This is a genomic window from Pseudomonas sp. EB271-G4-1 (genome assembly GCF_058791355.1).
Map to the genome: position 1 here is coordinate 1 of NZ_JBYTEO010000086.1, position 25174 is coordinate 25174.

At 60.0% G+C, this 25174-nt stretch carries 25 protein-coding genes; 12 read left to right on the plus strand and 13 right to left on the minus strand.

Annotation, left to right across the window (positions count from 1 at the left end; genetic code table 11):
• Positions 1-162: 162 nt before the first annotated feature.
• Positions 163-1842 carry a 2-isopropylmalate synthase gene (leuA, locus tag AC3WWR_RS27885; RefSeq protein ID WP_020795615.1) on the minus strand — a complete coding sequence of 560 codons (1680 nt, stop codon included), beginning with the start codon at positions 1840-1842 and terminating at the stop codon, positions 163-165.
• Positions 1843-2230: 388 nt separating this feature from the next.
• Between leuA and AC3WWR_RS27890 the strand changes: the two genes are divergently transcribed.
• Positions 2231-2587, plus strand: coding sequence for a hypothetical protein (locus AC3WWR_RS27890; protein WP_020795616.1), 357 nt, complete (start codon positions 2231-2233; stop codon positions 2585-2587).
• Between the two features lie 100 nt (positions 2588-2687).
• On the opposite strand, the gene AC3WWR_RS27895 is transcribed toward AC3WWR_RS27890, so the two are convergent.
• Both AC3WWR_RS27895 and xseA read right to left on the minus strand, forming a co-directional pair.
• Positions 2688-3509, minus strand: coding sequence for a M23 family metallopeptidase (locus AC3WWR_RS27895; protein WP_083348290.1), 822 nt, complete (start codon positions 3507-3509; stop codon positions 2688-2690).
• Positions 3510-3512: 3 nt separating this feature from the next.
• A complete protein-coding gene (gene xseA / locus AC3WWR_RS27900) occupies positions 3513-4892 on the minus strand; it encodes an exodeoxyribonuclease VII large subunit (RefSeq protein WP_492599242.1) in 1380 nt (459 codons plus the stop codon).
• Positions 4893-5074: 182 nt separating this feature from the next.
• Between xseA and AC3WWR_RS27905 the strand changes: the two genes are divergently transcribed.
• From AC3WWR_RS27905 to tadA, 6 genes are all read left to right on the plus strand, one after another.
• Entirely contained in the window at positions 5075-5842 is a 768-nt protein-coding gene (locus AC3WWR_RS27905; RefSeq protein ID WP_492599243.1) for a sulfite exporter TauE/SafE family protein, read from the plus strand.
• A gap of 61 nt (positions 5843-5903) precedes the next feature.
• Positions 5904-6452 (plus strand): hypothetical protein, encoded by a 549-nt coding sequence (locus AC3WWR_RS27910; protein WP_020795620.1) that lies wholly within the window; start codon positions 5904-5906, stop codon positions 6450-6452.
• A 217-nt stretch (positions 6453-6669) separates the two neighbouring features.
• The gene (gene guaB / locus AC3WWR_RS27915) at positions 6670-8139 is read left to right on the plus strand and encodes an IMP dehydrogenase (RefSeq protein WP_020795621.1); all 1470 of its coding nucleotides are present in this window, start codon (positions 6670-6672) and stop codon (positions 8137-8139) included.
• A 99-nt stretch (positions 8140-8238) separates the two neighbouring features.
• The gene (gene guaA / locus AC3WWR_RS27920; protein WP_083348292.1) at positions 8239-9816 is read left to right on the plus strand and encodes a glutamine-hydrolyzing GMP synthase; all 1578 of its coding nucleotides are present in this window, start codon (positions 8239-8241) and stop codon (positions 9814-9816) included.
• Positions 9817-10017: 201 nt separating this feature from the next.
• Complete coding sequence (locus tag AC3WWR_RS27925; RefSeq protein ID WP_042955222.1) at positions 10018-11394, plus strand: multicopper oxidase family protein; 1377 nt, start codon at positions 10018-10020, stop codon at positions 11392-11394.
• Positions 11394-11894, plus strand: a complete 501-nt coding sequence (gene tadA, locus AC3WWR_RS27930; RefSeq protein WP_492599244.1) for a tRNA adenosine(34) deaminase TadA — start codon at positions 11394-11396, stop codon at positions 11892-11894. The genes AC3WWR_RS27925 and tadA overlap by 1 nt, the downstream gene beginning before the upstream one ends.
• A gap of 113 nt (positions 11895-12007) precedes the next feature.
• Here tadA and cmoB read toward each other — a convergent pair whose 3' ends face one another.
• From cmoB to AC3WWR_RS27975, 9 genes are all read right to left on the minus strand, one after another.
• A complete protein-coding gene (gene cmoB, locus AC3WWR_RS27935; protein ID WP_020795626.1) occupies positions 12008-12964 on the minus strand; it encodes a tRNA 5-methoxyuridine(34)/uridine 5-oxyacetic acid(34) synthase CmoB in 957 nt (318 codons plus the stop codon).
• The gene (cmoA, locus tag AC3WWR_RS27940) at positions 12961-13704 is read right to left on the minus strand and encodes a carboxy-S-adenosyl-L-methionine synthase CmoA (protein ID WP_020795627.1); all 744 of its coding nucleotides are present in this window, start codon (positions 13702-13704) and stop codon (positions 12961-12963) included. The genes cmoB and cmoA overlap by 4 nt, the downstream gene beginning before the upstream one ends.
• A gap of 180 nt (positions 13705-13884) precedes the next feature.
• Positions 13885-14343: a hypothetical protein gene (locus tag AC3WWR_RS27945; RefSeq protein ID WP_151140566.1), complete on the minus strand. Its 459-nt coding sequence runs from the start codon at positions 14341-14343 to the stop codon at positions 13885-13887.
• A gap of 182 nt (positions 14344-14525) precedes the next feature.
• Positions 14526-15161 carry a lysoplasmalogenase gene (locus tag AC3WWR_RS27950; RefSeq protein WP_492599245.1) on the minus strand — a complete coding sequence of 212 codons (636 nt, stop codon included), beginning with the start codon at positions 15159-15161 and terminating at the stop codon, positions 14526-14528.
• 2 nt (positions 15162-15163) lie between these two features.
• Complete coding sequence (locus tag AC3WWR_RS27955) at positions 15164-15556, minus strand: protease inhibitor I42 family protein (protein ID WP_020795630.1); 393 nt, start codon at positions 15554-15556, stop codon at positions 15164-15166.
• Positions 15557-15693: 137 nt separating this feature from the next.
• The gene (locus AC3WWR_RS27960; protein WP_454866594.1) at positions 15694-16080 is read right to left on the minus strand and encodes a hypothetical protein; all 387 of its coding nucleotides are present in this window, start codon (positions 16078-16080) and stop codon (positions 15694-15696) included.
• 167 nt (positions 16081-16247) lie between these two features.
• Positions 16248-18665: an endopeptidase La gene (gene lon, locus AC3WWR_RS27965; protein WP_151140570.1), complete on the minus strand. Its 2418-nt coding sequence runs from the start codon at positions 18663-18665 to the stop codon at positions 16248-16250.
• Between the two features lie 184 nt (positions 18666-18849).
• On the minus strand, positions 18850-19353 hold the full coding sequence (locus AC3WWR_RS27970) for a L,D-transpeptidase family protein (protein WP_020795632.1): 504 nt from the start codon (positions 19351-19353) through the stop codon (positions 18850-18852).
• A 125-nt stretch (positions 19354-19478) separates the two neighbouring features.
• Positions 19479-20030 (minus strand): NUDIX hydrolase, encoded by a 552-nt coding sequence (locus tag AC3WWR_RS27975; RefSeq protein ID WP_020795633.1) that lies wholly within the window; start codon positions 20028-20030, stop codon positions 19479-19481.
• Positions 20031-20177: 147 nt separating this feature from the next.
• On the opposite strand from AC3WWR_RS27975, the gene AC3WWR_RS27980 reads away from it, so the two are divergent.
• From AC3WWR_RS27980 to purT, 5 genes are all read left to right on the plus strand, one after another.
• Positions 20178-20777 carry a CoA pyrophosphatase gene (locus AC3WWR_RS27980; RefSeq protein WP_020795634.1) on the plus strand — a complete coding sequence of 200 codons (600 nt, stop codon included), beginning with the start codon at positions 20178-20180 and terminating at the stop codon, positions 20775-20777.
• 55 nt (positions 20778-20832) lie between these two features.
• On the plus strand, positions 20833-21357 hold the full coding sequence (locus AC3WWR_RS27985; protein ID WP_454866595.1) for a gamma carbonic anhydrase family protein: 525 nt from the start codon (positions 20833-20835) through the stop codon (positions 21355-21357).
• A complete protein-coding gene (locus AC3WWR_RS27990; RefSeq protein WP_020795636.1) occupies positions 21354-21569 on the plus strand; it encodes a DUF1289 domain-containing protein in 216 nt (71 codons plus the stop codon). The genes AC3WWR_RS27985 and AC3WWR_RS27990 overlap by 4 nt, the downstream gene beginning before the upstream one ends.
• 125 nt (positions 21570-21694) lie before the next feature.
• Entirely contained in the window at positions 21695-22162 is a 468-nt protein-coding gene (locus tag AC3WWR_RS27995) for a preQ0 transporter (protein WP_083348299.1), read from the plus strand.
• A 99-nt stretch (positions 22163-22261) separates the two neighbouring features.
• Positions 22262-23443, plus strand: a complete 1182-nt coding sequence (purT, locus tag AC3WWR_RS28000; RefSeq protein ID WP_020795638.1) for a formate-dependent phosphoribosylglycinamide formyltransferase — start codon at positions 22262-22264, stop codon at positions 23441-23443.
• Between the two features lie 107 nt (positions 23444-23550).
• Here the strand turns inward: purT and AC3WWR_RS28005 are convergent, their stop codons facing one another.
• Positions 23551-24867 (minus strand): MFS transporter, encoded by a 1317-nt coding sequence (locus AC3WWR_RS28005; RefSeq protein ID WP_020795639.1) that lies wholly within the window; start codon positions 24865-24867, stop codon positions 23551-23553.
• Positions 24868-25174: the final 307 nt, after the last annotated feature.

The window sequence follows — 25174 nt, forward strand, 5'->3', positions numbered from 1 at the left end:
AGATCTGCACCTGACCGGCATCGTCGGCAGCGTAAGGTGTGGAGAAGAGACAGGAGCGAGCCTGCTCGCGAAGATGGCATGACAGGCACTACAAAAACTACAGGCAAACAAAAAGGCCCCGAGATCGCATCTCGGGGCCTTTTGTATTTCAGCGAAGGCTAATTAAGCCGCTTTCGCTTCCGGCTGGCTCAGGGAGCGGTTCAGCGCGCTGAACAGGGCCTTGAAGCTGGCGGTGGTGATGTTTTCATCGATACCCACGCCGTGCACCGCACGCTCACCATTCACTCGCAGTTCGATGTAGGCCGCCGCCTTGGCATTGGTGCCCGCGCCGATGGCGTGTTCGTTGTAGTCCATGATTTCCACTGGAATCGGCAGACCGGCCACCAGTGCTTCCAGGGCGCCGTTGCCCTTGCCGCGCCAGTGCAGGTTGGTTTCGCCCTGGCCTTTGCTGGCCACTTCCACTTCGACGGCGCTGTGGCCGTTTTCTTCCTGCAGGCGATGGCTGACCAGCGCATACGGGGTGTTGGCCTGCAAGTACTCGCTGTGCAGCAGCGCGTGGATTTGCTGGGCGGTCATTTCCAGGCCCAGGCGATCGGTTTCGCGCTGCACGACCTGGCTGAATTCGATCTGCATGCGACGTGGCAGGCTGATGCCGTATTCCTGCTCCAACAGATAGGCGATGCCGCCCTTGCCCGACTGGCTGTTGACGCGGATGACCGCCTCGTAGCTGCGGCCGATGTCGGCCGGGTCGATCGGCAGGTACGGCACTTCCCACAGGGCGTCCGGTTTCTGCTGGGCGAAACCCTTGCGAATTGCGTCCTGGTGCGAGCCGGAGAATGCGGTGTGCACCAGGTCGCCAACGTACGGGTGACGCGGGTGAACCTGGATCTGGTTGCACTCTTCGACGACCTTGCGCACGCCGTCGATGTCGGAGAAGTCCAGCTCAGGGTTCAGGCCCTGGGTGTACATGTTCAGGGCCACGGTCACCAGGTCGACGTTACCGGTACGCTCGCCGTTGCCGAACAGGCAGCCTTCGACGCGGTCGGCGCCAGCCATCAGGCCCAGCTCGGTGGCGGCAACGCCAGTGCCACGGTCGTTGTGGGTGTGCAGGCTGATGATCACGCTGTCACGACGGTTGATGTGACGGCCGAACCATTCGATCTGGTCGGCATAGATGTTCGGGGTAGCGCATTCGACGGTGGCCGGCAGGTTGAGGATGATCTTGCGCTCGGGCGTCGGGTTCCAGACTTCGATCACCGCGTCGCAGACTTCCTTGGCGAACTCCAGTTCTGTGGCGCTGAAGGTTTCCGGGGAGTACTGGAAGGTCCACTCGGTTTCCGGCTGCTGGGCGGCATATTTGACGAACAGCTTGGCCGCGTTTACGGCGATTTCCTTGACCCCTTCCAAGTCCTGGTTGAAGACAATGCGGCGGAAAGAAGGAGACGTGGCGTTGTACAGGTGAACGATGGCTTTTTTCGCGCCACGCAGGGATTCGAAAGTACGCGCGATCAAATCTTCACGTGCCTGGGTCAATACCTGGATGGTGGTGTCGTCCGGGATATGACCGTCTTCGATCAGGGTGCGTACGAAGTCGAAATCGGTCTGCGAGGCGGACGGGAACGACGCTTCGATTTCCTTCACGCCGACCTGCACCAGGGTTTTCCAGAAGCGCAGCTTCTTGACGGCGTCCATCGGTTCGATCAGCGACTGGTTACCATCGCGCAGGTCGGAGCTGCACCAGATTGGCGCGGCGGTGATGGTCTTCGACGGCCAGGTGCGGTCCGGCAGATCGATGGTCGGGAACGCGCGGTATTTCGAAGACGGGTCTTTGAGCATGCTCATCGGGAAATCCTTATTGTGTTGGCCGAAAAAAGGCGGCCTGCCGGTGGATCAAAATGTTCTTGGAGTAACGCTTGGGACGAGGCGCCGCGATTCAGCCCGGCAGTCGTGCGCTGACAAGGCACAAACTGCGGTGCTGACGAAGCTGAATGAGGGTGTGAGAGGTTTTCATGCCTTCAACCCTAACCGCGGGGGGGAAGGATGGCAAGCGGTGGGAAAAAATTGAGAGGAATCCTCTTTAGGGCTTGTTTGGCGAGATTTTATTGCTCTGGAGTACGGTGATCTTCAGGTTGTTTGCGCAAGGTTTGAACTGTGCGCAATCGATGATGCTGGCGTCTTATTCTGGTGGCGAAGCTATTCTTAAGTCTTGGAGGCCCAGCAGGAGTCGGTGATGAACGAGTCTGATTGGAAGCAATACTGCGTGTTGCGTCCGATAGCCCATGAGCGGATGTGTGAGCGGATTCTATCGGATGTCGAAAAGACGCTATTGGACAAGAGTATCGCGCCGTACGAGCGGATAGATCGCAGCGAGGAATTGCTCAAGGCTGGGCAAAAGGAGCTGTACTGGGCGTTTGGCGTGTTCAGGTTCTCGCGGCATGAAGCCCGTTCGCATTTGCTCGGGCTGTGTGCGCGGGAATTGATTACGGCGCAGGAGTTGAGCTGGTTTTCAGTGGAGACTCAGGAGTGGGTCAGGCATTGCCTGGCGGACCGGGAAGTCCATGGCATTGAGGATCTGGATGCGGAGTAGTGGCCTTGAAAGATCGCAGCCTGCGGCAGCTCCTACAGGGTTCAGCGATACGACACGAACCTTGTAGGAGCTGCCGCAGGCTGCGATCTTTTGATCTTGCTTAAGGTTGAAACGCCCCGATAAAGATAGCCGGATCCACCCGCGCATCATTCAGGCTGACATTCCAGTGCATATGCGGCCCGGTCGCCCGACCGGTCGCCCCGACTTTGCCAACCACACCGCCACGAGCCATCTGCTGGCCGACCTTCACGTCGATTTTCGACATGTGGCAGAACATGCTGATGAACCCCTGGCCATGGTCGACAAACACCGTATTGCCGTTGAAGAAGTAGTTGCCGATCAAGATCACCTTGCCTGCGGCTGGAGTCTTGATCGGCGTACCGGCAGGCACGGCGAAATCCAGGCCTGAGTGAGGATTACGCTCCTCACCGTTGAAGAACCGGCGTACGCCGAACTTGCTCGACAGCGGTCCGTTTACCGGTTTGTCCAGCAGCACGTTACTTGGCGAATTCGGGCTGAACGTACGGTAGGCAGCGATCTGTTCGGCCAGTTCGCGCTCGATGCGCTTGAGATTGTCCGGGTCTGGATTGACCTGTTGGGTGTTTTTCAGGGTGATTCGCTGCTCCGGATATTTCTTGTTGCCGACGGTGAAACCAAGGCTGCGCCCACCACTGCTGATGGCCTGGGCGCCCGGCTTGACCGTCAACGGCACGCCGACAATCGCCAGCCAGTTGTTCTGTTCCTTGATCACCAGGACGGGTTTGCCCTGATAACTGGCTTTCGGCGCTTGCGCGGCAGCGCCCAGGTCGACCACCGCCACGCCGCCCGGCACCGGTTTGTTCAACTGGCGGGTGATGTAGCTGTCGGCGTGGGCGTTGAAGGTCAGGCAAAGCAACAGCAGCGGAGCTAAAAAACGCGGCATGGATCAGTCCAGTAAAGAAAGGGTGACGGGCGTCAGGTGATTGTCTTCGACCCGCACGTGCAGTTCGCCTTCACCCAGCTTGGCCTTCAGGCGCTGGCCGGTGTGGGTCTGTGCGGCGCTGCGGATCGCATTGCCACGCTCGTCGAGCAAAATGCTGTAGCCACGGCCAAGAGTCGCCAGGGGGCTGACCACGTGCAGTGTTTGCATCTGGCTCTGCAGCCGCAGGCGACGGTTTTTCAGGCCTTCGCGGATGGCGCGGGGCAAGCGTTCGGCGAGGCTGTCGAGACGTTGGCGCAGCATCGCCAATTGACGTCCCGGATGCTGCCCGGCCAAGCGGGTTTCCAGGCGGATCAGCCGTTCGCGACGGGTGTTGAGGCTGCGTTCGAAGGCCCGACGCATGCGCATGTCCAGATCATCCAGGCGTTGCGCTTGCTGGCGCAGGCGTTCGCCGGGATGGCGCAGGCGCCGAGAGATGCCTTCCAGGCGCAGCCGGTCACGCATCAAGCGATCACGCATGCGCATCACCAGGCGCCGATGCAGGCTCTCGACCCGGCGGACCAGATCGCTGGAATCCGGTGCCAGCAGCTCGGCGGCGGCCGATGGCGTGGGCGCGCGGACGTCGGCGACGAAGTCACTGATAGATACATCGGTTTCATGGCCGACGGCGCTGACGATCGGTGTCACGCAGGCATCCACCGCGCGCGCCACGGCTTCTTCGTTGAAGCACCAGAGGTCTTCCAGCGAACCGCCACCGCGGGCCAGGATCAGCGCGTCGAAACCGCGGGCATCCGCCAGTTTTAACGCGCGGACAATCTGCGCGGTGGCTTCGCGGCCCTGCACGGCGGTGGGGATCAGGGTCAATTGCACCTGCGGCGCGCGGCGGCGGAACACGCTGATGATGTCGCGGATGACTGCGCCGGTGGGCGAACTGATGATGCCGATGCGTTGTGGATGCGCCGGCAGGGGTACTTTGCGCTCGGCGCTGAACAGGCCTTCGGCGCTGAGTTTTTCCTTCAAGGCATCGAACGCCAGGCGCAATGCTCCATCACCGGCCGGCTCCACGGTATCGAGGATCAGTTGGTAATCGCCGCGTCCCTCGAACAACGAGACTTTGCCGCGTACCTTGACGGCCAGGCCATCCTTCAGCGCTTGACGCACACGCGCGGCGTTTTGCCGGAACAGCGCGCAACGCACCTGGGCGCCGCTGTCCTTGAGGGTGAAATACACGTGGCCCGACGCCGGCCGGGCGAGGTTGGAGATTTCGCCTTCGACCCAGATATTGCTGAAAACGTCTTCAAGCAACACCCGCGCGCGGCCGTTGAGCTGGCTGACGGTCAGGACTTCGCGGTCCAGGCCGAGTCTTGCAAAGGGATCTTTAATCATGGGGCGCAGTTTAAAGGCATTCTCCAACCGAATGCACGATCCCCTGTAGGCGCGAGCACGCTCGCGATGGAGGTCAATGATGACGCGGGGAGTCTGACACCCCGCGGTGTCCTCAGGTTTTTCGCGAGCATGCTCGCTCCTACAGGGGTAGAGTCTGCTTCGCGATTCATGGATGACTGGGGATGAATGTGTTTGAGCTGATGAACCAATGGCCCTTCGGCGCCACGGACTGGCTGGTAATCGCGCTGGGCATCGCCCTGGCCTATATCGTGTTCGGCATTGCCGGTTTCGGCACGGCGCTGGTCGCCGGGCCGATCCTGATCCTGTTCCTGCCGCTGTCGAAGATCGTACCGTTGCTGGTGTTGCTTGATTTTGTCGCGGCATTCGGCAACCTGCTGCCCTCGCGGCGGGATGTCGCCAGGCCTGAGCTGCTGCGATTGTTGCCCTGCATGGCGGTGGGTTGCACGCTGGGCGTGATCTTCCTGTTGAACCTCAAGTCCGACCTGTTGCTGCTGTTGATGGGGCTGTTTATCAGTGCCTACGCCATCTACAGCCTGTGGATTAAAACCCGTCCGGCGCAATTGTCTGCCGCCTGGGCATTGCCGATGGGCACCGTGGGCGGGATGTTTGGGGCGTTGTTTAGCAGTGGCGGCTTTCTGTACGCGATCTATTTGAACAGCCGCTTGCCCAAGGAGGCGGCTCGAGCGACCCAGAGTGCGTTGATCAGTTGCAGCACGGTGGTGCGCCTGAGCCTGTTCATTGTTGCCGGTGTCTATGCCGAGCTACCCTTGTTGGTGCTGGCGTTGTGTTTGCTGCCGGCCATGGCGCTGGGCCTGTGGATCGGTCGACGGCTGACCCTGAAATTGTCACGTGAGGCGTTCGTCCGCCTGGTGACCTGGCTGGTCCTGGCCAGCGGTATCGCCCTGATCGGGCGTTACTTGAGTACTTGACCTCTGAAGCCTTGGGCTTAAGCTGCCGGGCTTCCTTCAAAGCGTTACAGCAGGTCGCCCCATGAATTCCCAAAGCATCATTGTCCCGAAAATTTCCACACTGCCGGTGCATGAGCCGCGGGCCCGGGCGATCGTGCGCTGGCTGGTGCGCAAGAACATCATCAACGAACAGTTGACCACCTGCGGCCGCACCGGCAATCGCATGGCCCACGCCATCGCCGAGGGTGCCAGGGAAGTGGTCCTGCACCCGCAAGCCCTGCCGTTCGGCGAGCCGATCAATGGCCTGGAGATCGTCACCAAGCGCTGCATCTATACACCGGCCAAGGGGTTTCTTGGCGAGGCCGGTTGTGCCGAGTGCCGCAAGGAAATCGGTGAAGCACTGTTTGAAAGCCTCGAAGACTGGATGCCCGGACGGACCGATAACTTCACCTGCCCTGAATGCGGGCATGAAGATGACATCAACGGTTTCCTGTTCCTGCAGGAGTGCGGCTTTTCCAACCTGGGCTTCATTTTCAACAACTGGGCCGAGGCGGGGTTCAAGCAGAGCTTTCTCGACGAATTTGCCGATTGGCTGGATCAACCCGTTAGTTGGGTGAAAGTAGAGCTCTGATCGTTGCATCCTCCTGTAGGAGCTGCCGCAGGCTGCGATCTTTTGATCTTGCTTTTGAAGATCAATGTCAAAAGATCGCAGCCTTCGACAGCTCCTACAGGGGGCGATATGTTCCGTATATCCATAAGGTCGATAATAGACAGAGTTTTACATTGAACCCGAGGGGGTGTCTGACTATAATGGCGCGCTTCCATTTTCCCGCTCGGGAGCCCCCGCGATGCTGCGTATCAGCCAAGAAGCTCTGACATTCGACGACATTCTCCTAGTGCCCGGTTATTCCGAGGTGCTTCCTAACGAAGTCAGTCTCAAGACCCGCCTTACCCGTGGCATCGAGCTGAATATTCCACTGGTCTCCGCCGCCATGGACACCGTCACTGAAGCCCGTCTGGCAATTGCCATGGCTCAGGAAGGTGGTATCGGTATCATCCACAAGAACATGACCATCGAGCAGCAAGCTGCCGAAGTGCGCAAGGTCAAGCGTTACGAAGCCGGTGTGGTCAAGGATCCGATCACCATCGATGCCGACGCTACCGTGCGCGAACTGTTCGAATTGACCCGCATGAACAACATCTCCGGCGTTCCGGTGCTGCACAATGGCGACCTGGTCGGCATTGTCACTTCCCGTGACGTGCGTTTCGAGAACCGTCTGGAAGCCACTGTCCGTGAAGTGATGACGCCTAAAGAGCGCCTGGTCACGGTCAAGGAAGGCGCCGACAAGAACGACGTTCGCGAGTTGCTGCACAAGCACCGCATCGAACGCGTACTGATCGTCGACGACAAGTTCGCCCTCAAGGGCATGATGACCGTCAACGACATCGAAAAAGCCAAGGCTTACCCGCTGGCCAGCAAGGACGATCAAGGTCGTCTGCGCGTGGGCGCCGCGGTCGGTACCGGTAAAGACACCGGTGACCGTGTTGCTGCCCTGGTCAACGCCGGCGTTGACGTGGTGGTGGTCGACACCGCCCACGGTCACTCCAAAGGCGTGATCGACCGCGTTCGCTGGGTTAAACAAAACTTCCCTGAAGTGCAGGTGATCGGCGGCAACATCGCCACCGGCGCTGCCGCCAAGGCCCTGGCCGAAGCGGGCGCTGACGCAGTCAAGGTCGGTATCGGCCCTGGCTCGATCTGCACCACCCGTATCGTCGCCGGTGTCGGCGTGCCGCAAATCAGTGCCATCGCCAACGTCGCCGCTGCCCTCGAAGGCACTGGCGTTCCGTTGATCGCCGACGGCGGCATCCGTTTCTCCGGTGACCTGTCCAAGGCCATCGTGGCCGGTGCTTCCTGCGTGATGATGGGCTCGATGTTCGCCGGTACCGAAGAAGCGCCAGGCGAGATCGAACTGTTCCAGGGCCGTTCGTACAAGGCTTATCGCGGCATGGGTTCGCTGGGCGCCATGTCCCAGGCCCAGGGTTCCTCCGACCGTTACTTCCAGGACTCCTCCGCGGGTGCCGAGAAGCTGGTTCCGGAAGGTATCGAAGGGCGTGTGCCGTACAAGGGCACCCTGAGCGCCATCATCCATCAACTGATGGGCGGCCTGCGTTCCTCGATGGGTTACACCGGCAGTGCCGACATCGAAGAAATGCGCACCAAGCCTGAGTTCGTGCGGATCACCGGTGCTGGCATGGCCGAGTCCCACGTCCACGACGTACAGATCACCAAAGAAGCGCCAAACTACCGCGTAGGTTGAGGCTTCAAGCAAATCGTTAAGCAACCGGGGCTGTTCTATTCAGCCCCGAGTTGTTTCTGAATCACGACTGTTTCTGAATTACTTAGACGAGACTGAATCATGGCCCTCGACATTCACGCTCACCGCATCCTGATCCTCGATTTCGGTTCCCAGTACACCCAACTGATTGCCCGCCGCGTGCGTGAAATCGGCGTTTACTGCGAACTGCATCCGTTCGACATGGACGAGGAAGCCATTCGCGAATTCGCTCCAAAAGGCGTGATCCTCGCCGGCGGCCCCGAGTCCGTGCACGAAGCCGACAGCCCTCGCTGTCCGCAAGCAGTGTTCGACCTGGGCGTGCCAGTCTTCGGTATCTGCTACGGCATGCAGACCATGGCCGAGCAACTGGGCGGCAAGGTTGAAGGTTCCGACCTGCGTGAGTTCGGCTATGCCCGCGTAGACGTGGTCGGCAAGAGCCGCCTGCTCGACGGCATCGAAGACCACATCGACGCCGATGGCCTGTTTGGCCTCGACGTATGGATGAGCCACGGTGACAAGGTCACCAGGATGCCGGAAGATTTCCACATCCTGGCCAGCACCCCGAGCTGCCCTATCGCTGGCATGTTCAGCGACGAGCGTCGTTACTACGGCGTGCAGTTCCACCCGGAAGTGACCCACACCAAGCAGGGCGGTCGCATCCTGTCGCGCTTCATCCTCGACATCTGCGAGTGCGAAGCGCTGTGGACCCCATCGAAGATCGCTGAAGACGCCATCGCCCAGGTTCGCGCCCAGGTCGGCACCGACAACGTCCTGCTGGGCCTGTCCGGCGGCGTGGACTCGTCCGTGGTTGCCGCACTGCTGCACAAGGCCATCGGCGACCAACTGACCTGCGTCTTCGTCGACAACGGCCTGCTGCGCCTGCACGAAGGCGAGCAAGTAATGGCCATGTTCGCCGAGAACATGGGCGTCAAGGTGATCCGCGCCAACGCCGAGGACCAGTTCCTCGACAACCTGGCCGGCGAAGCCGACCCAGAGAAGAAGCGCAAGATCATCGGCCGTACCTTCATCGACGTGTTCGATGCCGAATCCTGCAAGCTGGACAACATCAAGTACCTGGCCCAGGGCACCATCTACCCGGATGTGATCGAGTCGGCTGGCGCGAAAAGCGGCAAGGCCCACGTGATCAAGTCGCACCACAACGTGGGCGGCTTGCCGGAAGAAATGAACCTCAAGCTGGTTGAGCCGCTGCGTGAGCTGTTCAAGGACGAAGTCCGTCGTCTGGGCCTGGAGCTGGGCCTGCCGTACGACATGGTCTACCGGCACCCGTTCCCGGGCCCGGGCCTGGGCGTGCGCATCCTCGGCGAAGTGAAGAAGGAATACGCCGACCTGCTGCGTCGTGCCGACCACATCTTCATCGAAGAACTGCGCAAGGCCGACTGGTACCACAAGGTCAGCCAGGCCTTCGTGGTGTTCCAGCCGGTGAAATCGGTTGGCGTTGTCGGCGATGGCCGTCGTTACGCCTGGGTCGTGGCCCTGCGTGCCGTGGAAACCATCGACTTCATGACCGCGCGTTGGGCACACCTGCCTTACGAACTGCTGGAAACCGTCAGCGGCCGCATCATCAATGAAATCGAAGGCATCTCCCGCGTCACCTACGACGTGTCGAGCAAGCCGCCAGCGACGATTGAGTGGGAATGATCCCGCACCAGCCCTGAGGGGTTGATCGCAGGATAAAAAAGCCGTGTGAACGTGAGTTCACGCGGCTTTTTGCATTGATGCCGGCCCTGCCTGCGGCTCGTCGTCACGTCCGCTTTGCTGTTTCTTTCGCAACTGCGGGTGTATCGTATTCGCCTTTTGCGGGTCTTGGGCCTGCCGCTTTCGTGTGAGGTAGTTGAGTTCATGTCCTTTACCCGTCGCCAAATCCTCGGTGGCCTGGCCGGTCTTGTTGTCGTTGGTGTCGGGGCGGGGGGCGCGTCGCGGTACTGGTTGGGCAAGATGGCCGACGCTGAGGCGGGCCATGACTATGAGCTGATCGCCGCGCCGCTGGACGTCGAGTTGGTGGCGGGGCACAAGACCGAAGCCTGGGCGTTCGGTCCCTCGGCACCGGGCACCGAATTGCGCGTGCGTCAGGGCGAATGGCTGCGAGTGCGGTTCATCAACCACCTGCCAGTGGCGACGACCATCCACTGGCATGGCATCCGCCTGCCGCTGGAGATGGACGGTGTGCCATACGTGTCGCAGTTGCCGGTATTGCCCGGTGAATACTTCGACTACAAATTCCGCGTGCCCGATGCCGGCAGCTACTGGTATCACCCCCACGTGAGCAGCAGCGAAGAGCTTGGGCGCGGGCTGGTCGGCCCGCTGATCGTCGAGGAGCGCGAGCCGACCGGTTTCAAGTACGAGAAAACCTTGAGCTTGAAGAGCTGGCATGTCGATGAGCAGGGCGCTTTTGTCGACTTCAGCATTCCTCGCGAAGCCGCCCGAGGCGGTACGGCGGGGCGCCTGTCGACCATCAACGGTGTCCCGCAGGCGATCATTGACTTGCCTGCCGGGCAGATCACCCGGGTGCGGGTGCTTAACCTCGATAACACGTTGACCTACCGCCTCAACATCCCGGGCGTCGAAGCGCAGATCTATGCGCTGGACGGCAATCCCGTCGAACCGCGCCCGCTGGGCAAGGAATACTGGCTGGGCCCAGGCATGCGTATTTGCCTGGCGATCAAAGCGCCACCGGCGGGTGAAGAGTTGTCCCTGCGCAACGGCCCGGTTCGCTTGGGCACGCTGCGCTCCGTGGCCAACACCGACGCGCCGACTGCATGGCCTGCGGCACTGCCCGCCAACCCTGTGGCGGAACCGGACCTGGCCAATGCCGAGAAACTCAACTTCAATTTCGAATGGGTGGGGTCAGTGTCGGTGAATGTCGACAACGGCAAGCCGCCAAGCCTGTGGCAGATCAATGGCAAAGCCTGGGACATTACGGATAAAACCTGCGCCGACCGCCCGATCGCCAAGCTGGAAAAGGGCAAAAGCTACATTTTTGAATTGAAAAACATGACTCAATATCAGCATCCGATTCACCTGCATGGCATGAGCTTCAAGGTCATCGCCTCGAATCGGCACAAGGTCATCCCGTATTTCACCGACACGTATTTGTTGGGCAAGAACGAGCGTGCGCAAGTGGCGCTGGTGGCGGATAACCCCGGGGTATGGATGTTCCATTGCCATGTGATCGATCACATGGAAACCGGCCTGATGGCCGCGATCGAGGTGGCGTAATGCGTCAGATACGTCCCGCTGCGATCATCGACCGCAGCCGTGATCGCGACTTCATGCGCGAAGCCCTTGCCCTCGCCGCTCAAGGTGCCGCGTTGGGCGAAGTGCCCGTGGGTGCGGTGCTGGTGCAGGACGGTGAAATCATCGGTCGCGGCTTCAACTGCCCCATCAGTGGCAACGATCCGAGTGCCCATGCCGAGATGGTCGCGATCCGCACCGCCGCGCTAGCCGTCAGCAACTATCGCCTGCCGGGCAGCACGCTGTATGTGACGCTGGAACCGTGCAGCATGTGCGCCGGGCTGATCGTGCATTCGCGGATTGCACGGGTGGTGTATGGCGCGCTGGAACCCAAGGCCGGGATTGTGCAGAGCCAGGGGCAGTTTTTTACCCAGGGCTTTTTGAACCACCGGGTGCTGTATGAAGGTGGGGTGTTGGCCGAGGAATGCGGGGCGGTGCTCAGCGAGTTCTTCAAGGTCCGTAGAGCCAAACCAACCGAGAAATGATCGTTCCCACGCTCCGCGTGGGAATGCCGCCCGGGACGCTCCGCGTCCCTTCACGGGCGTGACGCAGAGCGTCACAGGATGCATTCCCACGCAGAGCGTGGGAACGACCATTGCTACTTACGGGCGACGATGACAGCCCGCATCGGCGCCGGCAGCCCTTCGATGGTCTTGCTGTGGTCTTCGGGATCGAGGAAGTCGCTCAGCGACTGATACTTCATCCATTCCGTGCCGCGCTGTTCTTCAACCGTGGTCACACTCACGTCCACGCATTTCACATCAGTGAACCCGGCACGGCGCAACCACAACTCCAGCGCCGGCACTGACGGCAGGAACCATACGTTGCGCATCTGCGCATAACGGTCTTCCGGCACCAGCACTTGATGTTTGTCGCCTTCGACCACCAGCGTCTCCAGCACCAGTTCGCCGCCCTTGACCAGGCAATCCTTCAGCGCCAGCAAGTGCTCGATCGGCGATCGGCGGTGGTAGAAGACACCCATCGAAAACACTGTGTCGAAGCCTTCCAGATTCGGCGGCAGGTCTTCGAAAGGAAATGGCAGGTGCCACGCATTCGGCTCGGACAGGTAACGTTGCACCGCCTGGAACTGGCAGAAGAACAACCAGTTTGGATCGACACCGATTACGCTGTCCGCACCCGCGCCGAGCATGCGCCACATGTAGTAACCATTGCCGCAGCCGACGTCGAGGATGCGCTTGCCTTTGAGGTCCAGGTGCGGGGCGACACGCGACCACTTCCAGTCCGAACGCCATTCGGTGTCGACATGCACGCCAAACAGATCGAAGGGGCCTTTGCGCCACGGCGACAAGCCCATCAGCGCGGTGCGCATTTGCGCACGGGTTTCATCGTCGCAATCGGTGTCCAGCTTCAAGCCGTTCAACAGGTCGATTTCGCTTGGCTGGATCTGAGGCAAGGCATCCAGCGCGCTTTGCCAGCGCTCCAGGTCGCCGTGACCTTTCTCCATTTTCTTGTCGAGTTGCGCCTGCAGTGTGTTGGCCCATTCGGCCAGCGGTGTGCCAGCCAGGCGGCGGGCGAGGGGGGACAGATCAATCATGGCAAGGCAATCAACGAGGCAAAGTTAAGACACTGGAACCACGGCACGACTTTCGAGAACCCGGCGGCCAACAGGCGTTCGCGGTGTTCTTCGAGGCTGTCGGGCTTCATGACGTTTTCGATGGCGCTACGCTTCTGGGCTATTTCCAGTTCGCTATAGCCGTTGGCGCGCTTGAAGGCGACGTGCAGGTCGGTGAGCAACGCATGCTCCTGCTCGTCTTCAAACCGCAGTTTTTCCGAGAGAATCAGTGCACCACCGGGCAACAGGGACTGGTGGATGCGCGACAGCAGCGCGCTTCGCTGATCCGGAGCAATGAATTGCAGGGTGAAGTTCAGCGCCACCACCGAGGCAGGCTGGAATTCGAGGGCGAGGATGTCACCTTCGATCACTTCCACCGGCAGCAACTCCTGGAACATCGAGTCCTGGCCGTTGAGATACTCACGGCATCGCTCGACCATCGCCGCGGAGTTATCCACAGCGATGACACGGCAGCCGTCAGTGCGCACATGTCGACGCAGCGCCTGTGTCACAGCGCCCAGGGACGAGCCAAGGTCGTAGAGCACAGTGTTGGGCTGGGCGAATTGTGCGGCGAGCACACCGAGGTTTTCGACAATGGTCGGATAACCCGGCACCGAGCGCTTGATCATGTCCGGGAATACCCGCACCACGTCCTCGTTGAAGGCGAAGTCAGGCACCTGGGCCAAAGGCTGGGCGAAAAGGCGATCGGATTCTTTGCTCACGGCGGTTCCGGCGGTGTCGGTGGAAAGGCCGGCATTTTAGCCAAGTTGGCGCGGGGATGCGCGGGTTGTCTGATAAACCGACGGGACTGACGCTTTGCTCGCTCCCACGCTCACAAAGCGGCTGATACCCATCACGCTATCGGAGCACGCGAACGCCACGGCTCCGTCGGCTACCTGTATTCAAGCTTCCACAGAAAAAGCAAACTTGGCTTCGGATATAAACTCACGGTTTTCTTTGTCCTTGAAGCGAACATTGAATGTGCCGGAGTAGTCTTGCTTGTCAGCGTTAACGACCAGATCCATTGCGCCCTTGAATGCCCAGTAACTGGTGTAAGTCGGGAATTTTTCAGTCAAGGCGATTTCTATCAGTTGATCCGGTGAATTTAATTCGTAGTAACCGGTTTCGATATTCTTAGGGATATAGATATCGAAGGCGCGGTCTTCAGGGGTGTCTTTTTCCCCAGCTTTGAAAACAGCCAATATTTCCCGGGAGCCGACGCTGATGTAAAACTCCTCGGAGTTGAATTCATCGCGATCCTGAAGGGTGGCACTCAGATAGTTTTTCTGACAGCACTGGCGGAATTTCATTTCAACAGGGATGCGACTGTCGACAAAGCTTCTTCGTTGTTGGATATCCATAGGGCCTATCTCTTCAAGGATTGTTGGAATCTTGAATGTACGGCCTGCGAGCGGTCCGGACGACTATTCGAACTAACAGGTTTCAACAGACATTAATGACAATGTATGTATTGGTGTTCGATCGATCGTTCCCACGCTCTGCGTGGGAACGCCGCCCGGGACGCTCCGTGTCCCTTCGCGATCTAACGCGGTTTTTGATCGAACGCCGATGCCGTGATGCCCCATTGCCCCAGCCAATAACTGAGGATGATGACGTACGGCGCCGCCTCAAACGGCACGACAAAGCGGCTGATACCGATCACGCTATCGGAAAACACGAACGCCACGGCTCCGGCTGCCGCAAGCAGCGCCGAACGCTTGGGCACATCGGTGCCCAGACGTGCCAGTGCGCGCCAGAGCATGGCGCTGATCGCCAGGCCATAGACGATCACGGGAATCAGCAAAGGCCCGAGACCGTGGGCAATCAGTACCCCCAGCAGAATCGCGCCGACGCCGAGGGCCAGGACCAGTGGCAACAGGGCCAACCGTCTGCAGTCCGTTAAATAAGCTTTCAGATAAGCCAGGTGGGCGCCGAGAAACGCCCCGAGGCCGAACACAAACAAATCCCCCGGCCATGCCAGCAGCACGTCGCCGAGCAGGGAGAAAATCAGTCCAAGACTGATCCAGCGCCGATACTCCCCGGGTGGTGCGTCGTGCAGCCAGCCGAGCAGGGCCAGGACAGGCAGCGGCTTGACCAACAGGCAAAGTAGCGCGGCGTGCACGCTTAGGCCATAGAGAAAAGTCACTGCGCCCATCAGCGCCAGAATCAGCCAGCCCATGGTCAGTTGACCGAAATGGCGCAGTCGAAGGCGTCCACCGGCAGCACTTCCGGTGCCCAAGGTTGTTGGGAAGTCAAGCGTAAGCGTCCAGTGCCGGGGGCGAACGCCTGGAATCGCCAGGTCGAAACACCGGCAGCACCCACGACGCCGGCATCTTCCGGGTTGCTGTAGACCTCAGGGCTGAGCGCGCGCAATACGCCACCGGCCGAGTCCTGGATCGACCAGCGGTAACCCGTAGTCGGATTGCTGGGCAGGGTCAGGATCAGGTTCTGCCCGCTGGTAAGCTTCACCGGGCATTCGCTTTGTTTTTCCACGGTCACGTTATGTTTCGGTTGCGTGGCACAGGCGGCCAGCAAGGCGAGGGCGAGGGGAACAAACAGGCGGGTGGGGGACATGGGGTCAGTGGCTCCGGCATTCACGACGAACGGCGAGCATAACTGAAGATGAGACAAAATGTGACCAGAGCCGGGTCGAGGAATGGCTAACGTACAGGCTCTGGCGCGAGTGGTGCGCATTTAAGCGGATTGAGTATCTACTCGCTAACGTCGAGCTTACATTGAATTGATAGGCCGCCACCAAACAGTAAGTCGAACGATAACTTATACTGTTTAGTGTGTTTGTTGAGAGTGGCAGTGTATTTTCCGGTAATGGCATAAGCCGATCCGCTATCAGCTTGGTAACTCACTTCCTTTAGCCACGTTGGAGGGTCAAATGTTTGCTCCTCTCCAGGGGTATCGCGATCGATAAGGACAGTCATTATTTTTTGGTTTGGGCCGGCAAAATCGAAATAACCGTTGATTTGTATGTTGGGTCCTTCGTGCCATATATAAATTTGGTCGGTATAAAATTTTTTTCCTTTAATTGTCCATTCGAAATGACCGCTAGACTTCGTCCCGCGCGGAGTTTTATCAGTCGACATATTGTGGTCGTCCCTTGAAGATGTTCGGATAGTCGAGTGACAGGCTAGGACATTAGTAATAGGGTTGATACTGTCATTAATGACAGTTTTTATATCCGATCGCGATAGCTGTTCAGAAAATCATGTGTGCAGTGGCCAGAGCACGCTCTGGCCACTGCAGTGTGTGACTAGAACAACACCTTCGCCACATCCGCAAATCGCTTGGCAAAGTGCACGGTAATCCCTTCCTTCAGGTAGTCCGGCAGTTCTTCAAAGCTGCCACGGTTGGGCTCCGGCAAGATCAGCTCGAAAATCTTCTGCCGCCGCGCTGCAATCACCTTCTCACGTACTCCGCCAATCGGCAGTACATGCCCGGTCAATGTCAGTTCGCCGGTCATGGCCACGCCTTTTTTCGGCGGCTGGTTGCGTGCCAGCGACAACAGGGCACTGGCCATGGTCACGCCAGCGCTCGGGCCGTCTTTCGGAGTGGCGCCTTCCGGAACATGCAGGTGCACGAAGGCTTCGTCGAAGAATTTCGGATCACCGCCAAACGACTTCAGATTGGAGCTGACGTAGCTGTAGGCAATTTCCGCGGACTCTTTCATCACTTCGCCCAGTTGCCCGGTGAGCTTGAAACCGCGATTGAGGGTATGAATGCGTGTGGCTTCGATCGGCAGGGTTGCACCGCCCATGCTGGTCCAGGCCAGGCCGGTGATTACCCCCGTCCCGGACAGTACTTGTTCATTACGGAACACGGGTTTGCCCAATGAAGCCTCGAGGTCTTTCGGACCAAATTTGATCACCGCTCCTGGATCTTCGAGCAGCTTCACCACGGCTTTGCGCACCAGTTTGCCGAGATTTTTCTCCAGTTGGCGAACGCCGGCTTCACGGGCATAACCGTCGATCAGCGCTCTGAGGGCGCTGTCGCTGATGCTCAGGCTGCCTTTCGAGACTCCGGCCTTCTCAAGCTGTTTGGGCCACAAGTGGCGTTTGGCGATGGCGACTTTTTCTTCGGTGATGTAACCCGACAGGCGGATGACTTCCATCCGGTCCAGCAGGGGGCCGGGAATCGAGTCCAGGGTGTTGGCGGTGCAGACGAACAGCACTTTCGACAGGTCCAGGCGCAGGTCCAGGTAGTGGTCGAGGAATTCGACGTTCTGCTCCGGGTCGAGGGTTTCCAGCAGCGCCGAGGCCGGGTCGCCCTGATAGCTTTGGCCCATCTTGTCGATTTCGTCGAGCATGATCACCGGGTTCATCACTTCGACGTCTTTCAGCGCTTGCACGAGTTTGCCCGGCATCGCACCAATGTAAGTACGGCGGTGGCCCTTGATTTCCGCTTCGTCGCGCATGCCGCCGAGGCTGAAGCGATAGAACGGTCGGCCGAGGGATTCGGCGATGGATTTGCCGACGCTGGTCTTGCCCACGCCCGGCGGCCCCACCAGCAGCACGATGGAGCCGCTGATTTCACCCTTGTAGGCACCGACCGCGAGGAACTCGAGGATGCGGTCCTTGATATCGTCGAGGCCGGCATGGTGGTTGTCCAGGATCTTGCGGGCGTGCTTGAGGTCCAGTTTGTCCTCGCCGTACACACCCCATGGCACCGATGTCGCCCAGTCCAAGTAGTTGCGCGTGACCGCGTACTCCGGTGAGCCGGTTTCGAGGATCGAGAGCTTGTTCATCTCTTCTTCGATGCGCTTCTGCGCCTGCGCGGGCAGCACCTTGCCGGCCAGCCGTTGCTCGAATTGTTCGATGTCGGCGCTGCGATCGTCCTTGGTCAGCCCCAACTCCTGCTGGATGACCTTGAGTTGTTCCTTGAGGAAGAATTCGCGCTGATGCTCACCGATCTTGCGGTTCACTTCGGCGGAAATCTCTTTCTGCAGGCGTGCGACCTCGACTTCCTTGCGTAGCATCGGCAGGACTTTTTCCATGCGCTTGAGCATGGGCACGCAGTCGAGCACTTCCTGCAGTTCGCTGCCGGTCGCCGACGTCAGTGCGGCGGCGAAGTCGGTCAACGGCGATGGATCGTTGGGGCTGAAGCGGTTGAGGTAGTTCTTCAGCTCTTCGCTGTACAGCGGATTGAGGGGCAGCAGCTCCTTGATCGCATTGATCAGCGCCATCCCGTAGGCCTTGACCTCGTCGGTCGGCTCGGTGGGCTGGTGCGGGTATTCGACTTCCACCAGGTACGGCGGGCGATGGTGCTTGAGCCAGGTCTTGAGGCGCACACGGGTCAGGCCCTGGGCGACGAATTGCAATTTGCCGTTTTCGCGACTGGCGTGGTGCACCTTGACCAGGGTGCCGTACAGCGGCAGCGCCGAGGTATCAAAATGGCGCGGGTCTTCCTGGGGCGTGTCCATGTAGAACAGGGCCAGGGAGTGATGTTCGGATTTGGCGACCAGGTCGAGGGTTTCCGCCCAGGGTTCTTCATTGACGATGACCGGCAGCACTTGGGCCGGGAAGAAAGGGCGGTTGTGAATCGGAATGATGTAGACCTTGTCCGGCAGGTTCTGGCCGGGCAGGGCGAGGCCCTTGCCGGTGTGGTGGTGTTCGGCGTGTTCCGGGTCGGCGTATTCGCTGGGGTCTTCGGGGAATGCTTGCTGGTCGCTCATGGGGCACCTGCGCAATGGGGTATGGGTCTTAGATGGGGCAGGCCGAGGGTGGTTTCAATGGGGGAGGGGATATTCGGGGAGCGTTCAGGACCTGGACAGGTCCCGGGGATCAGTCTGTTACACGCCTGGCGCGCAGGGCAAAACGGGTAGCGTTCCCATAGTAAGGGAACGCTCATTCGTCAAATCAAGGGCGAATCTCGATCATCGTGCCGTCCGGCACCAGGTTCCAGATTTCACGCATGTCCATGTTGCGCATGGCAATGCAACCGTCGGTCCAGTCCAGGGTGTGGAACAGGTGCTCGGGGTTTTCTTCGGTGTCCGGGGTGCCGTGGATCATGATCATGCCGCCGGGATCGACGCCTTCACGCCGTGAGCGGGCGGAATCGCTGATGTTCGGGTAGGAAATGTGCATCGCCAGGTTGAAGCGGTCGCTGACCTTGCGCCAGTCGATCCAGTAGAAACCTTCTGGTGTGCGTTTGTCGCCTTCCATCAGCTTGGGGCCCTTGGGCCGTTTACCCAGGGAAATTCGATAGGTCTTGAATGGCTTGCCGTCATTGATCAACTGCAATTGATGGGCCGACTTGAGAACCAGGATTTTCTCGATGACCTTGCCGTCCAGGGGCTCCATGGCAGTAGCCTGGGACACCGTGATGAACGACAAGCAGAACAGGGCAAGCAACCAGCGCATTGAAACGATTCCCCAAGAGGTGTCGCGACCATATATCTATTTATAGGTGTTTTTGCAGGCGCTGCCGAAGGTCCGGGCCGAGTTCGGACGATCTGTATGCGCCTGGCGATGATACCAAGATGACATCAAGTGATGACAGACTGAACCAGCGGCGGGATCGATTCGGACCGCACAGGATAGACTTCGGTTTTCCGGTCAGCGAAGAAGCATTCTAAGGTACGGCCCACCGTGCGGAAAGCCAGCTCGTCCCAAGGGATGTCGGCTTCGTCGAATAGTTGCACCTCAAGGCTCTCTATACCGGCGGCAAAATCGAGGTCCGCCAACTCGGCGCGGAAGAACACGTGCACCTGGCTGATGTGCGGCACATCGATCAGCGTATAGATGCTCAGGTTGCGCACACGGGCGCAGGCTTCCTCGGCCGTCTCGCGAATGGCCGCCTGCTCGATGGTCTCACCGTTTTCCATGAAGCCGGCGGGCAGGGTCCAATAGCCCCGGCGCGGCTCGATGGCACGACGGCACAACAGGACCTGGGTGCCCCAGGTCGCGACACAACCGGCGACGATGTTGGGGTTCTGGTAGTGAATGGCGTGACAGCTGTCGCAGACAAAACGCAGGCGTGAATCGCCCTCGGGAATGCGTTGGGTCACCGGGTTGCCGCACTGACTGCAAAATTTCATGCTTGGGTTCCTGAATGCTGCGCCTATCTTGGCGTGCGGCGGTGGCTGTCGGCAAGTTGTCGTTTCGCGACATGCCACTGTCCGGGGGGTTGGGCGACCGAAGCGATTGGTGCATGATGCAGGGTAAGGCACTGATCGAGAACACTCATGCTGGACGAGCTACTGCATCGGGTAAGTCACCACACACCGCGTACGTTGGAGACCGACCGACGTTTCCCAGAGGCCGCCGTCCTGGTGCCGATCACTCGCAGTGACGAGCCGGAACTGGTATTGACCCTGCGCGCCAGCGGGCTGTCGACCCATGGTGGCGAAGTCGCCTTTCCCGGTGGTCGACGCGACCCCGAAGACCCCGACCTGGTTTTTACCGCGCTGCGTGAAGCCGAAGAAGAAATCGGCCTGCCACCGGGCCTGGTCGAAGTGATCGGCCCGCTGAGCCCGCTGATATCCCTGCACGGCATCAAGGTCACACCTTATGTCGGGGTGATTCCGGATTTTGTCGAGTACCGGGCCAACGATGCCGAGATCGCCGCCGTGTTCAGTGTGCCCTTGGAGTTCTTTCGCAAGGACCCGCGCGAGCACACCCATCGCATCGATTACCAGGGACGAAGTTGGTACGTGCCAAGTTATCGCTATGGTGAATTCAAGATCTGGGGCCTGACGGCGATCATGATTGTCGAGTTGATCAATCTGCTCTATGACGCGAAGATCAGCCTGCACCTACCGCCTAAAAGTTTTATCAATACCTGAAGCCATCACTCGAATGGCTTGAACACGCCGCTGCCTGAGCCTTGAGGACAACAAGATGAAATACCGCCTGGGCGACGCCCGTGTCGAGACCCATCCGCAGAGCTGGGTCGCTCCCAATGCCGTGCTGGTGGGCAAGGTCAAACTGGAAGAGGGCGCCAATGTCTGGTTCAACGCCGTGCTGCGGGGCGACAACGAGTTGATCCTGATCGGCAGGAACAGCAACGTCCAGGATGGCACCGTGATGCATACCGACATGGGGTACCCGCTGACCATCGGTACCGGCGTGACCATCGGCCATAATGCCATGCTGCACGGCTGCACCGTGGGCGACTACAGCCTGATCGGTATCAACGCGGTGATCCTCAACGGCGCGAAAATTGGCAAGAACTGCATCATCGGCGCCAATTCGCTGATCGGCGAAGGCAAGGAAATTCCGGATGGCTCGCTGGTCATGGGTTCACCCGGCAAGGTCGTACGCGAGCTGACCGAACAGCAGAAAAAGATGCTGGAAGCCAGTGCCGCCCACTACGTGCATAACTCACAGCGGTATGCCCGCGATCTGGCTGAGCAGGAAGAATGAGCACTCCCGAACGCCCGGTTGCATCGCCTTGTGTGAATATTTGCGCACTGGACGACGATGACATTTGCACGGGCTGTCAGCGCACGGTAGAGGAAATCACCCGCTGGAGCCGCATGAGCAACGACGAGCGCCGCACGGTGTTGGGGTTGTGCCATGAGCGGGCCAAGGCCAGTGGGTTGGTGTGGATGATCGGCAAGACACCCGGCCGATAAGATCAAAAAATCGCAGCCCGCGGCAGCTCCTACATTTGATCCCCTGTAGGAGCTGCCGCAGGCTGCGATCTTTTGATTTGGCGTTTGGTTGAAGTACCCTGTGCGCCAAATTGACAGGTGCCTCCATGTTCTTCCTGATCGCCTACATCGGCAGCGTCGTGCTGATCAACTACGCCTTTTCCACCGCCCCGCACCTGGACATCATCTGGTCGGCCTGGGGCGGCCTGGTGTTCGTGCTGCGCGACATGGTGCAAATCCGCTTCGGTCACGGCGCAATCGCGGCGATGCTGGCGGCGCTGGTGTTGTCCTACATCACCTCCGATCCCTCCATTGCCCTGGCCAGCGCCACGGCATTTGCGGTGTCGGAGTGCATCGACTGGCTGGTGTTCAGCATCACCCGGCGCCCGTTGCGCGACCGGCTGTGGATAAGTTCAGCCCTGAGCATTCCGCTCGATACGTTTATTTTCTTCGGCATGATCGACGCGCTGACCCCGGGCGTGATTCTTACCGCGCTGGGGTCCAAGTTCGCCGGCGTCACGGCGGTATGGCTGATCATGGCCTGGCGCTTGCGCAAGCAGGCGCTCGTCAGCTGAAGCCAAACCCTGCGGTTCATGTAAAATGCCGCGCTTTCTCCCCATGGGAAGCGCGCCAGGCGCCGCATCCCTCGATGATCCGCTTCTTGAGGACTTGAGATGACCCGTATCGGAACTCCATTGTCGCCCACCGCGACCCGCGTATTGATGTGTGGCTGTGGCGAACTGGGCAAGGAAGTGGTGATCGAGCTGCAACGCCTGGGCGTTGAAGTGATTGCCGTGGATCGCTACGCCAATGCGCCGGCCATGCAGGTGGCGCATCGCAGCCACGTGATCAACATGCTCGATGGCGCGGCACTGCGCGCGGTCATCGAAGCCGAGCAGCCGCACTTCATCGTGCCGGAAATCGAAGCCATTGCCACCGCGACCCTGGTGGAGTTGGAGTCCGAAGGCTTCACCGTGATCCCCACCGCGCGGGCCGCACAGCTGACCATGAACCGCGAAGGCATCCGTCGCCTGGCCGCCGAAGACCTGGACCTGCCGACCTCGCCTTACCACTTCGCCGACACCTTCGAGGATTACAGCAAGGCCGTCGAGGACCTCGGTTTCCCGTGCGTGGTCAAGCCGGTCATGAGCTCGTCGGGCAAGGGCCAGAGCCTGCTGCGCAGCGTCGATGACGTGAAGACGGCGTGGGATTACGCACAGGAAGGCGGACGTGCCGGTAAAGGCCGGGTGATCATCGAAGGTTTCATCGATTTCGATTATGAGATTACCTTGCTGACCGTGCGTCACGTTGGCGGCACTACCTTCTGTGCACCGGTCGGGCATCGCCAGGAAAAGGGCGATTACCAGGAAAGCTGGCAGCCTCAAGCCATGAGTCCAGTGGCGCTGGCGGAATCCGAGCGCGTGGCCAAGGCGGTGACCGAGGCATTGGGTGGTCGTGGCCTGTTTGGCGTCGAGCTGTTCATCAAGGGTGATCAGGTGTGGTTCAGCGAAGTATCGCCGCGTCCGCACGACACCGGTCTGGTGACGTTGATTTCGCAGGACCTGTCGCAATTCGCCCTGCATGCACGGGCGATCCTGGGGCTGCCGATCCCGTTGATCCGTCAGTTCGGCCCATCGGCTTCGTCGGTGATCCTGGTGGAAGGGCAGTCGACCCAGACCGCGTTTGCCAACCTGGGTGCAGCTTTGAGCGAGCCGGATACGGCATTGCGTCTGTTTGGCAAGCCTGAAGTGAATGGCCAGCGCCGGATGGGTGTGGCGCTGGCGCGGGATGAGTCGATCGAGGCGGCTCGTGCCAAGGCGACCCGCGCATCCCAGGCTGTTGTTGTAGAGCTGTAACCGCGGCGCGGCATTCGCGAGCAGGCTCGCTCCCACATTGGATCGGTGTACACCAGAACCATGTGGGAGCGAGCCTGCTCGCGAAGCTTCTGATCGTTCCTACGCTCTTATGAGACTCGATTCAGGTCGTTATTGCGTGTTTCCTTCAGGCACAGCACAGCAATCAAACTCAGCACCGCCGCCCCCGACACATACCCGCCGACGTAACTCAGTCCGCCCATTGCCACCAGTTTCTGCGCAAAGAACGGTGCCGCCGAAGCGCCGACGATCCCGCCCAGGTTGTACGCTGCCGAGGCGCCGGTGTATCGCACGTGGGTCGGGAACAGCTCTGGCAGCAGCGCGCCCATCGGCGCGAAGGTCACGCCCATCAGAAACAGTTCGATGCACAGGAACAGCGCCACGCTCCAGGTCGAACCTTGCGTCAGCAGCGGTTCCATCAGGAAGCCCGACAGGATTGCCAACACGCCGCCGATGATCAGCACGGGTTTGCGTCCGAAACGGTCGCTGGCCAAGGCTGAGAGCGGCGTGGCCGCGGCCATGAACAGCACCGCGAAGCACAGCAGGCCGAGGAAGGTTTCGCGACTGTAGCCGAGCGTCGCCACACCGTAACTCAACGAGAAAACGGTCGAGATGTAGAACAGCGCATAGCACACCACCATCGAACCGGCCCCCAGCAATACCGGTACCCAGTATTGGCTGAACAGTTCCACCAGCGGGATCTTCACCCGTTCCTGGCGCGCCATGGCGTTGGCGAACACCGGTGTTTCGTGGAGTTTGAGGCGCACATACAAACCGACCATCACCAGCGCCGCGCTGAGCAGGAAAGGAATCCGCCAGCCCCAGGAGCGGAACTGTTGATCATCCAGCGTCATGGCCAAGGTCAGGAACAGGCCGTTGGCCGCGAGGAAGCCGATGGAGGGGCCCAATTGAGGGAACATGCCGAACCAGGCGCGCTTGCCCTTAGGGGCATTTTCCGTGGCGAGCAAGGCGGCACCGCCCCATTCGCCGCCCAGTCCCAGGCCCTGGCCGAAGCGCAGCACGCACAGCAGGATCGGTGCCCAGGCCCCAATGCTGTCGTAACCCGGGAGCACGCCGATCAGCGTGGTGCACACACCCATCAACAATAGGGACGCGACCAAGGTCGATTTGCGGCCGATGCGATCGCCAAAGTGCCCGAACAGCGCTGAACCCAGTGGTCGTGCCAGGAATGCGATGCCGAATGTGAGGAAGGCCGAGAGCATCTGGGCCGTGCCGGAGGTCTGCGGAAAGAACACCGGGCCAATCACCAGCGCGGCTGCGGTGGCATATACGTAGAAGTCGTAGAACTCGATGGCCGTGCCGATGAAGCTCGCGGTGGCCACGCGGGTAGCGGAGTTCACCGGTTGTGCGGGTGTGGCGTCGTTGTAGGTCGTGCTGGTCGTCATGCGGTAATCCCTGACTGTCATGTGCCCCAGTGGAGCGAATTATTATGGTCGATTACCCAGGGATGTGGGTGCAGGCGCGAGTCGCCGTTCCAGGTGGGAGCAGGCGTCGGTTTGTAGCGGGCGTGTCTGATGGTCAGGCCGGAACTTGCGGTGTGCAGGGTAAGCACGGGACGGCGAGGCTCGGGTAAGCCGCTCGATTATAGGAAGGTGGCTAACGATTCAACAAGTGCAAAAAAGATCGTCCGAACGCGGCCCGAGCCTTCGGCAGCTCCTACAGGGACGCGTAACACATGTAGGAGCTGCCGAA

Coding starts and splice junctions, on each gene's coding strand:
- leuA (WP_020795615.1), bottom strand. CDS start 1,842: ATGAGCATGCTCAAAGACCCGTCTTCGAAATACCGCGCGTTCCCGACC.
- AC3WWR_RS27890 (WP_020795616.1), top strand. CDS start 2,231: ATGAACGAGTCTGATTGGAAGCAATACTGCGTGTTGCGTCCGATAGCC.
- AC3WWR_RS27895 (WP_083348290.1), bottom strand. CDS start 3,509: ATGCCGCGTTTTTTAGCTCCGCTGCTGTTGCTTTGCCTGACCTTCAAC.
- xseA (WP_492599242.1), bottom strand. CDS start 4,892: ATGATTAAAGATCCCTTTGCAAGACTCGGCCTGGACCGCGAAGTCCTG.
- AC3WWR_RS27905 (WP_492599243.1), top strand. CDS start 5,075: ATGAATGTGTTTGAGCTGATGAACCAATGGCCCTTCGGCGCCACGGAC.
- AC3WWR_RS27910 (WP_020795620.1), top strand. CDS start 5,904: ATGAATTCCCAAAGCATCATTGTCCCGAAAATTTCCACACTGCCGGTG.
- guaB (WP_020795621.1), top strand. CDS start 6,670: ATGCTGCGTATCAGCCAAGAAGCTCTGACATTCGACGACATTCTCCTA.
- guaA (WP_083348292.1), top strand. CDS start 8,239: ATGGCCCTCGACATTCACGCTCACCGCATCCTGATCCTCGATTTCGGT.
- AC3WWR_RS27925 (WP_042955222.1), top strand. CDS start 10,018: ATGTCCTTTACCCGTCGCCAAATCCTCGGTGGCCTGGCCGGTCTTGTT.
- tadA (WP_492599244.1), top strand. CDS start 11,394: ATGCGTCAGATACGTCCCGCTGCGATCATCGACCGCAGCCGTGATCGC.
- cmoB (WP_020795626.1), bottom strand. CDS start 12,964: ATGATTGATCTGTCCCCCCTCGCCCGCCGCCTGGCTGGCACACCGCTG.
- AC3WWR_RS27945 (WP_151140566.1), bottom strand. CDS start 14,343: ATGGATATCCAACAACGAAGAAGCTTTGTCGACAGTCGCATCCCTGTT.
- AC3WWR_RS27950 (WP_492599245.1), bottom strand. CDS start 15,161: ATGGGCTGGCTGATTCTGGCGCTGATGGGCGCAGTGACTTTTCTCTAT.
- AC3WWR_RS27955 (WP_020795630.1), bottom strand. CDS start 15,556: ATGTCCCCCACCCGCCTGTTTGTTCCCCTCGCCCTCGCCTTGCTGGCC.
- AC3WWR_RS27960 (WP_454866594.1), bottom strand. CDS start 16,080: ATGTCGACTGATAAAACTCCGCGCGGGACGAAGTCTAGCGGTCATTTC.
- lon (WP_151140570.1), bottom strand. CDS start 18,665: ATGAGCGACCAGCAAGCATTCCCCGAAGACCCCAGCGAATACGCCGAC.
- AC3WWR_RS27970 (WP_020795632.1), bottom strand. CDS start 19,353: ATGCGCTGGTTGCTTGCCCTGTTCTGCTTGTCGTTCATCACGGTGTCC.
- AC3WWR_RS27975 (WP_020795633.1), bottom strand. CDS start 20,030: ATGAAATTTTGCAGTCAGTGCGGCAACCCGGTGACCCAACGCATTCCC.
- AC3WWR_RS27980 (WP_020795634.1), top strand. CDS start 20,178: ATGCTGGACGAGCTACTGCATCGGGTAAGTCACCACACACCGCGTACG.
- AC3WWR_RS27985 (WP_454866595.1), top strand. CDS start 20,833: ATGAAATACCGCCTGGGCGACGCCCGTGTCGAGACCCATCCGCAGAGC.
- AC3WWR_RS27990 (WP_020795636.1), top strand. CDS start 21,354: ATGAGCACTCCCGAACGCCCGGTTGCATCGCCTTGTGTGAATATTTGC.
- AC3WWR_RS27995 (WP_083348299.1), top strand. CDS start 21,695: ATGTTCTTCCTGATCGCCTACATCGGCAGCGTCGTGCTGATCAACTAC.
- purT (WP_020795638.1), top strand. CDS start 22,262: ATGACCCGTATCGGAACTCCATTGTCGCCCACCGCGACCCGCGTATTG.
- AC3WWR_RS28005 (WP_020795639.1), bottom strand. CDS start 24,867: ATGACGACCAGCACGACCTACAACGACGCCACACCCGCACAACCGGTG.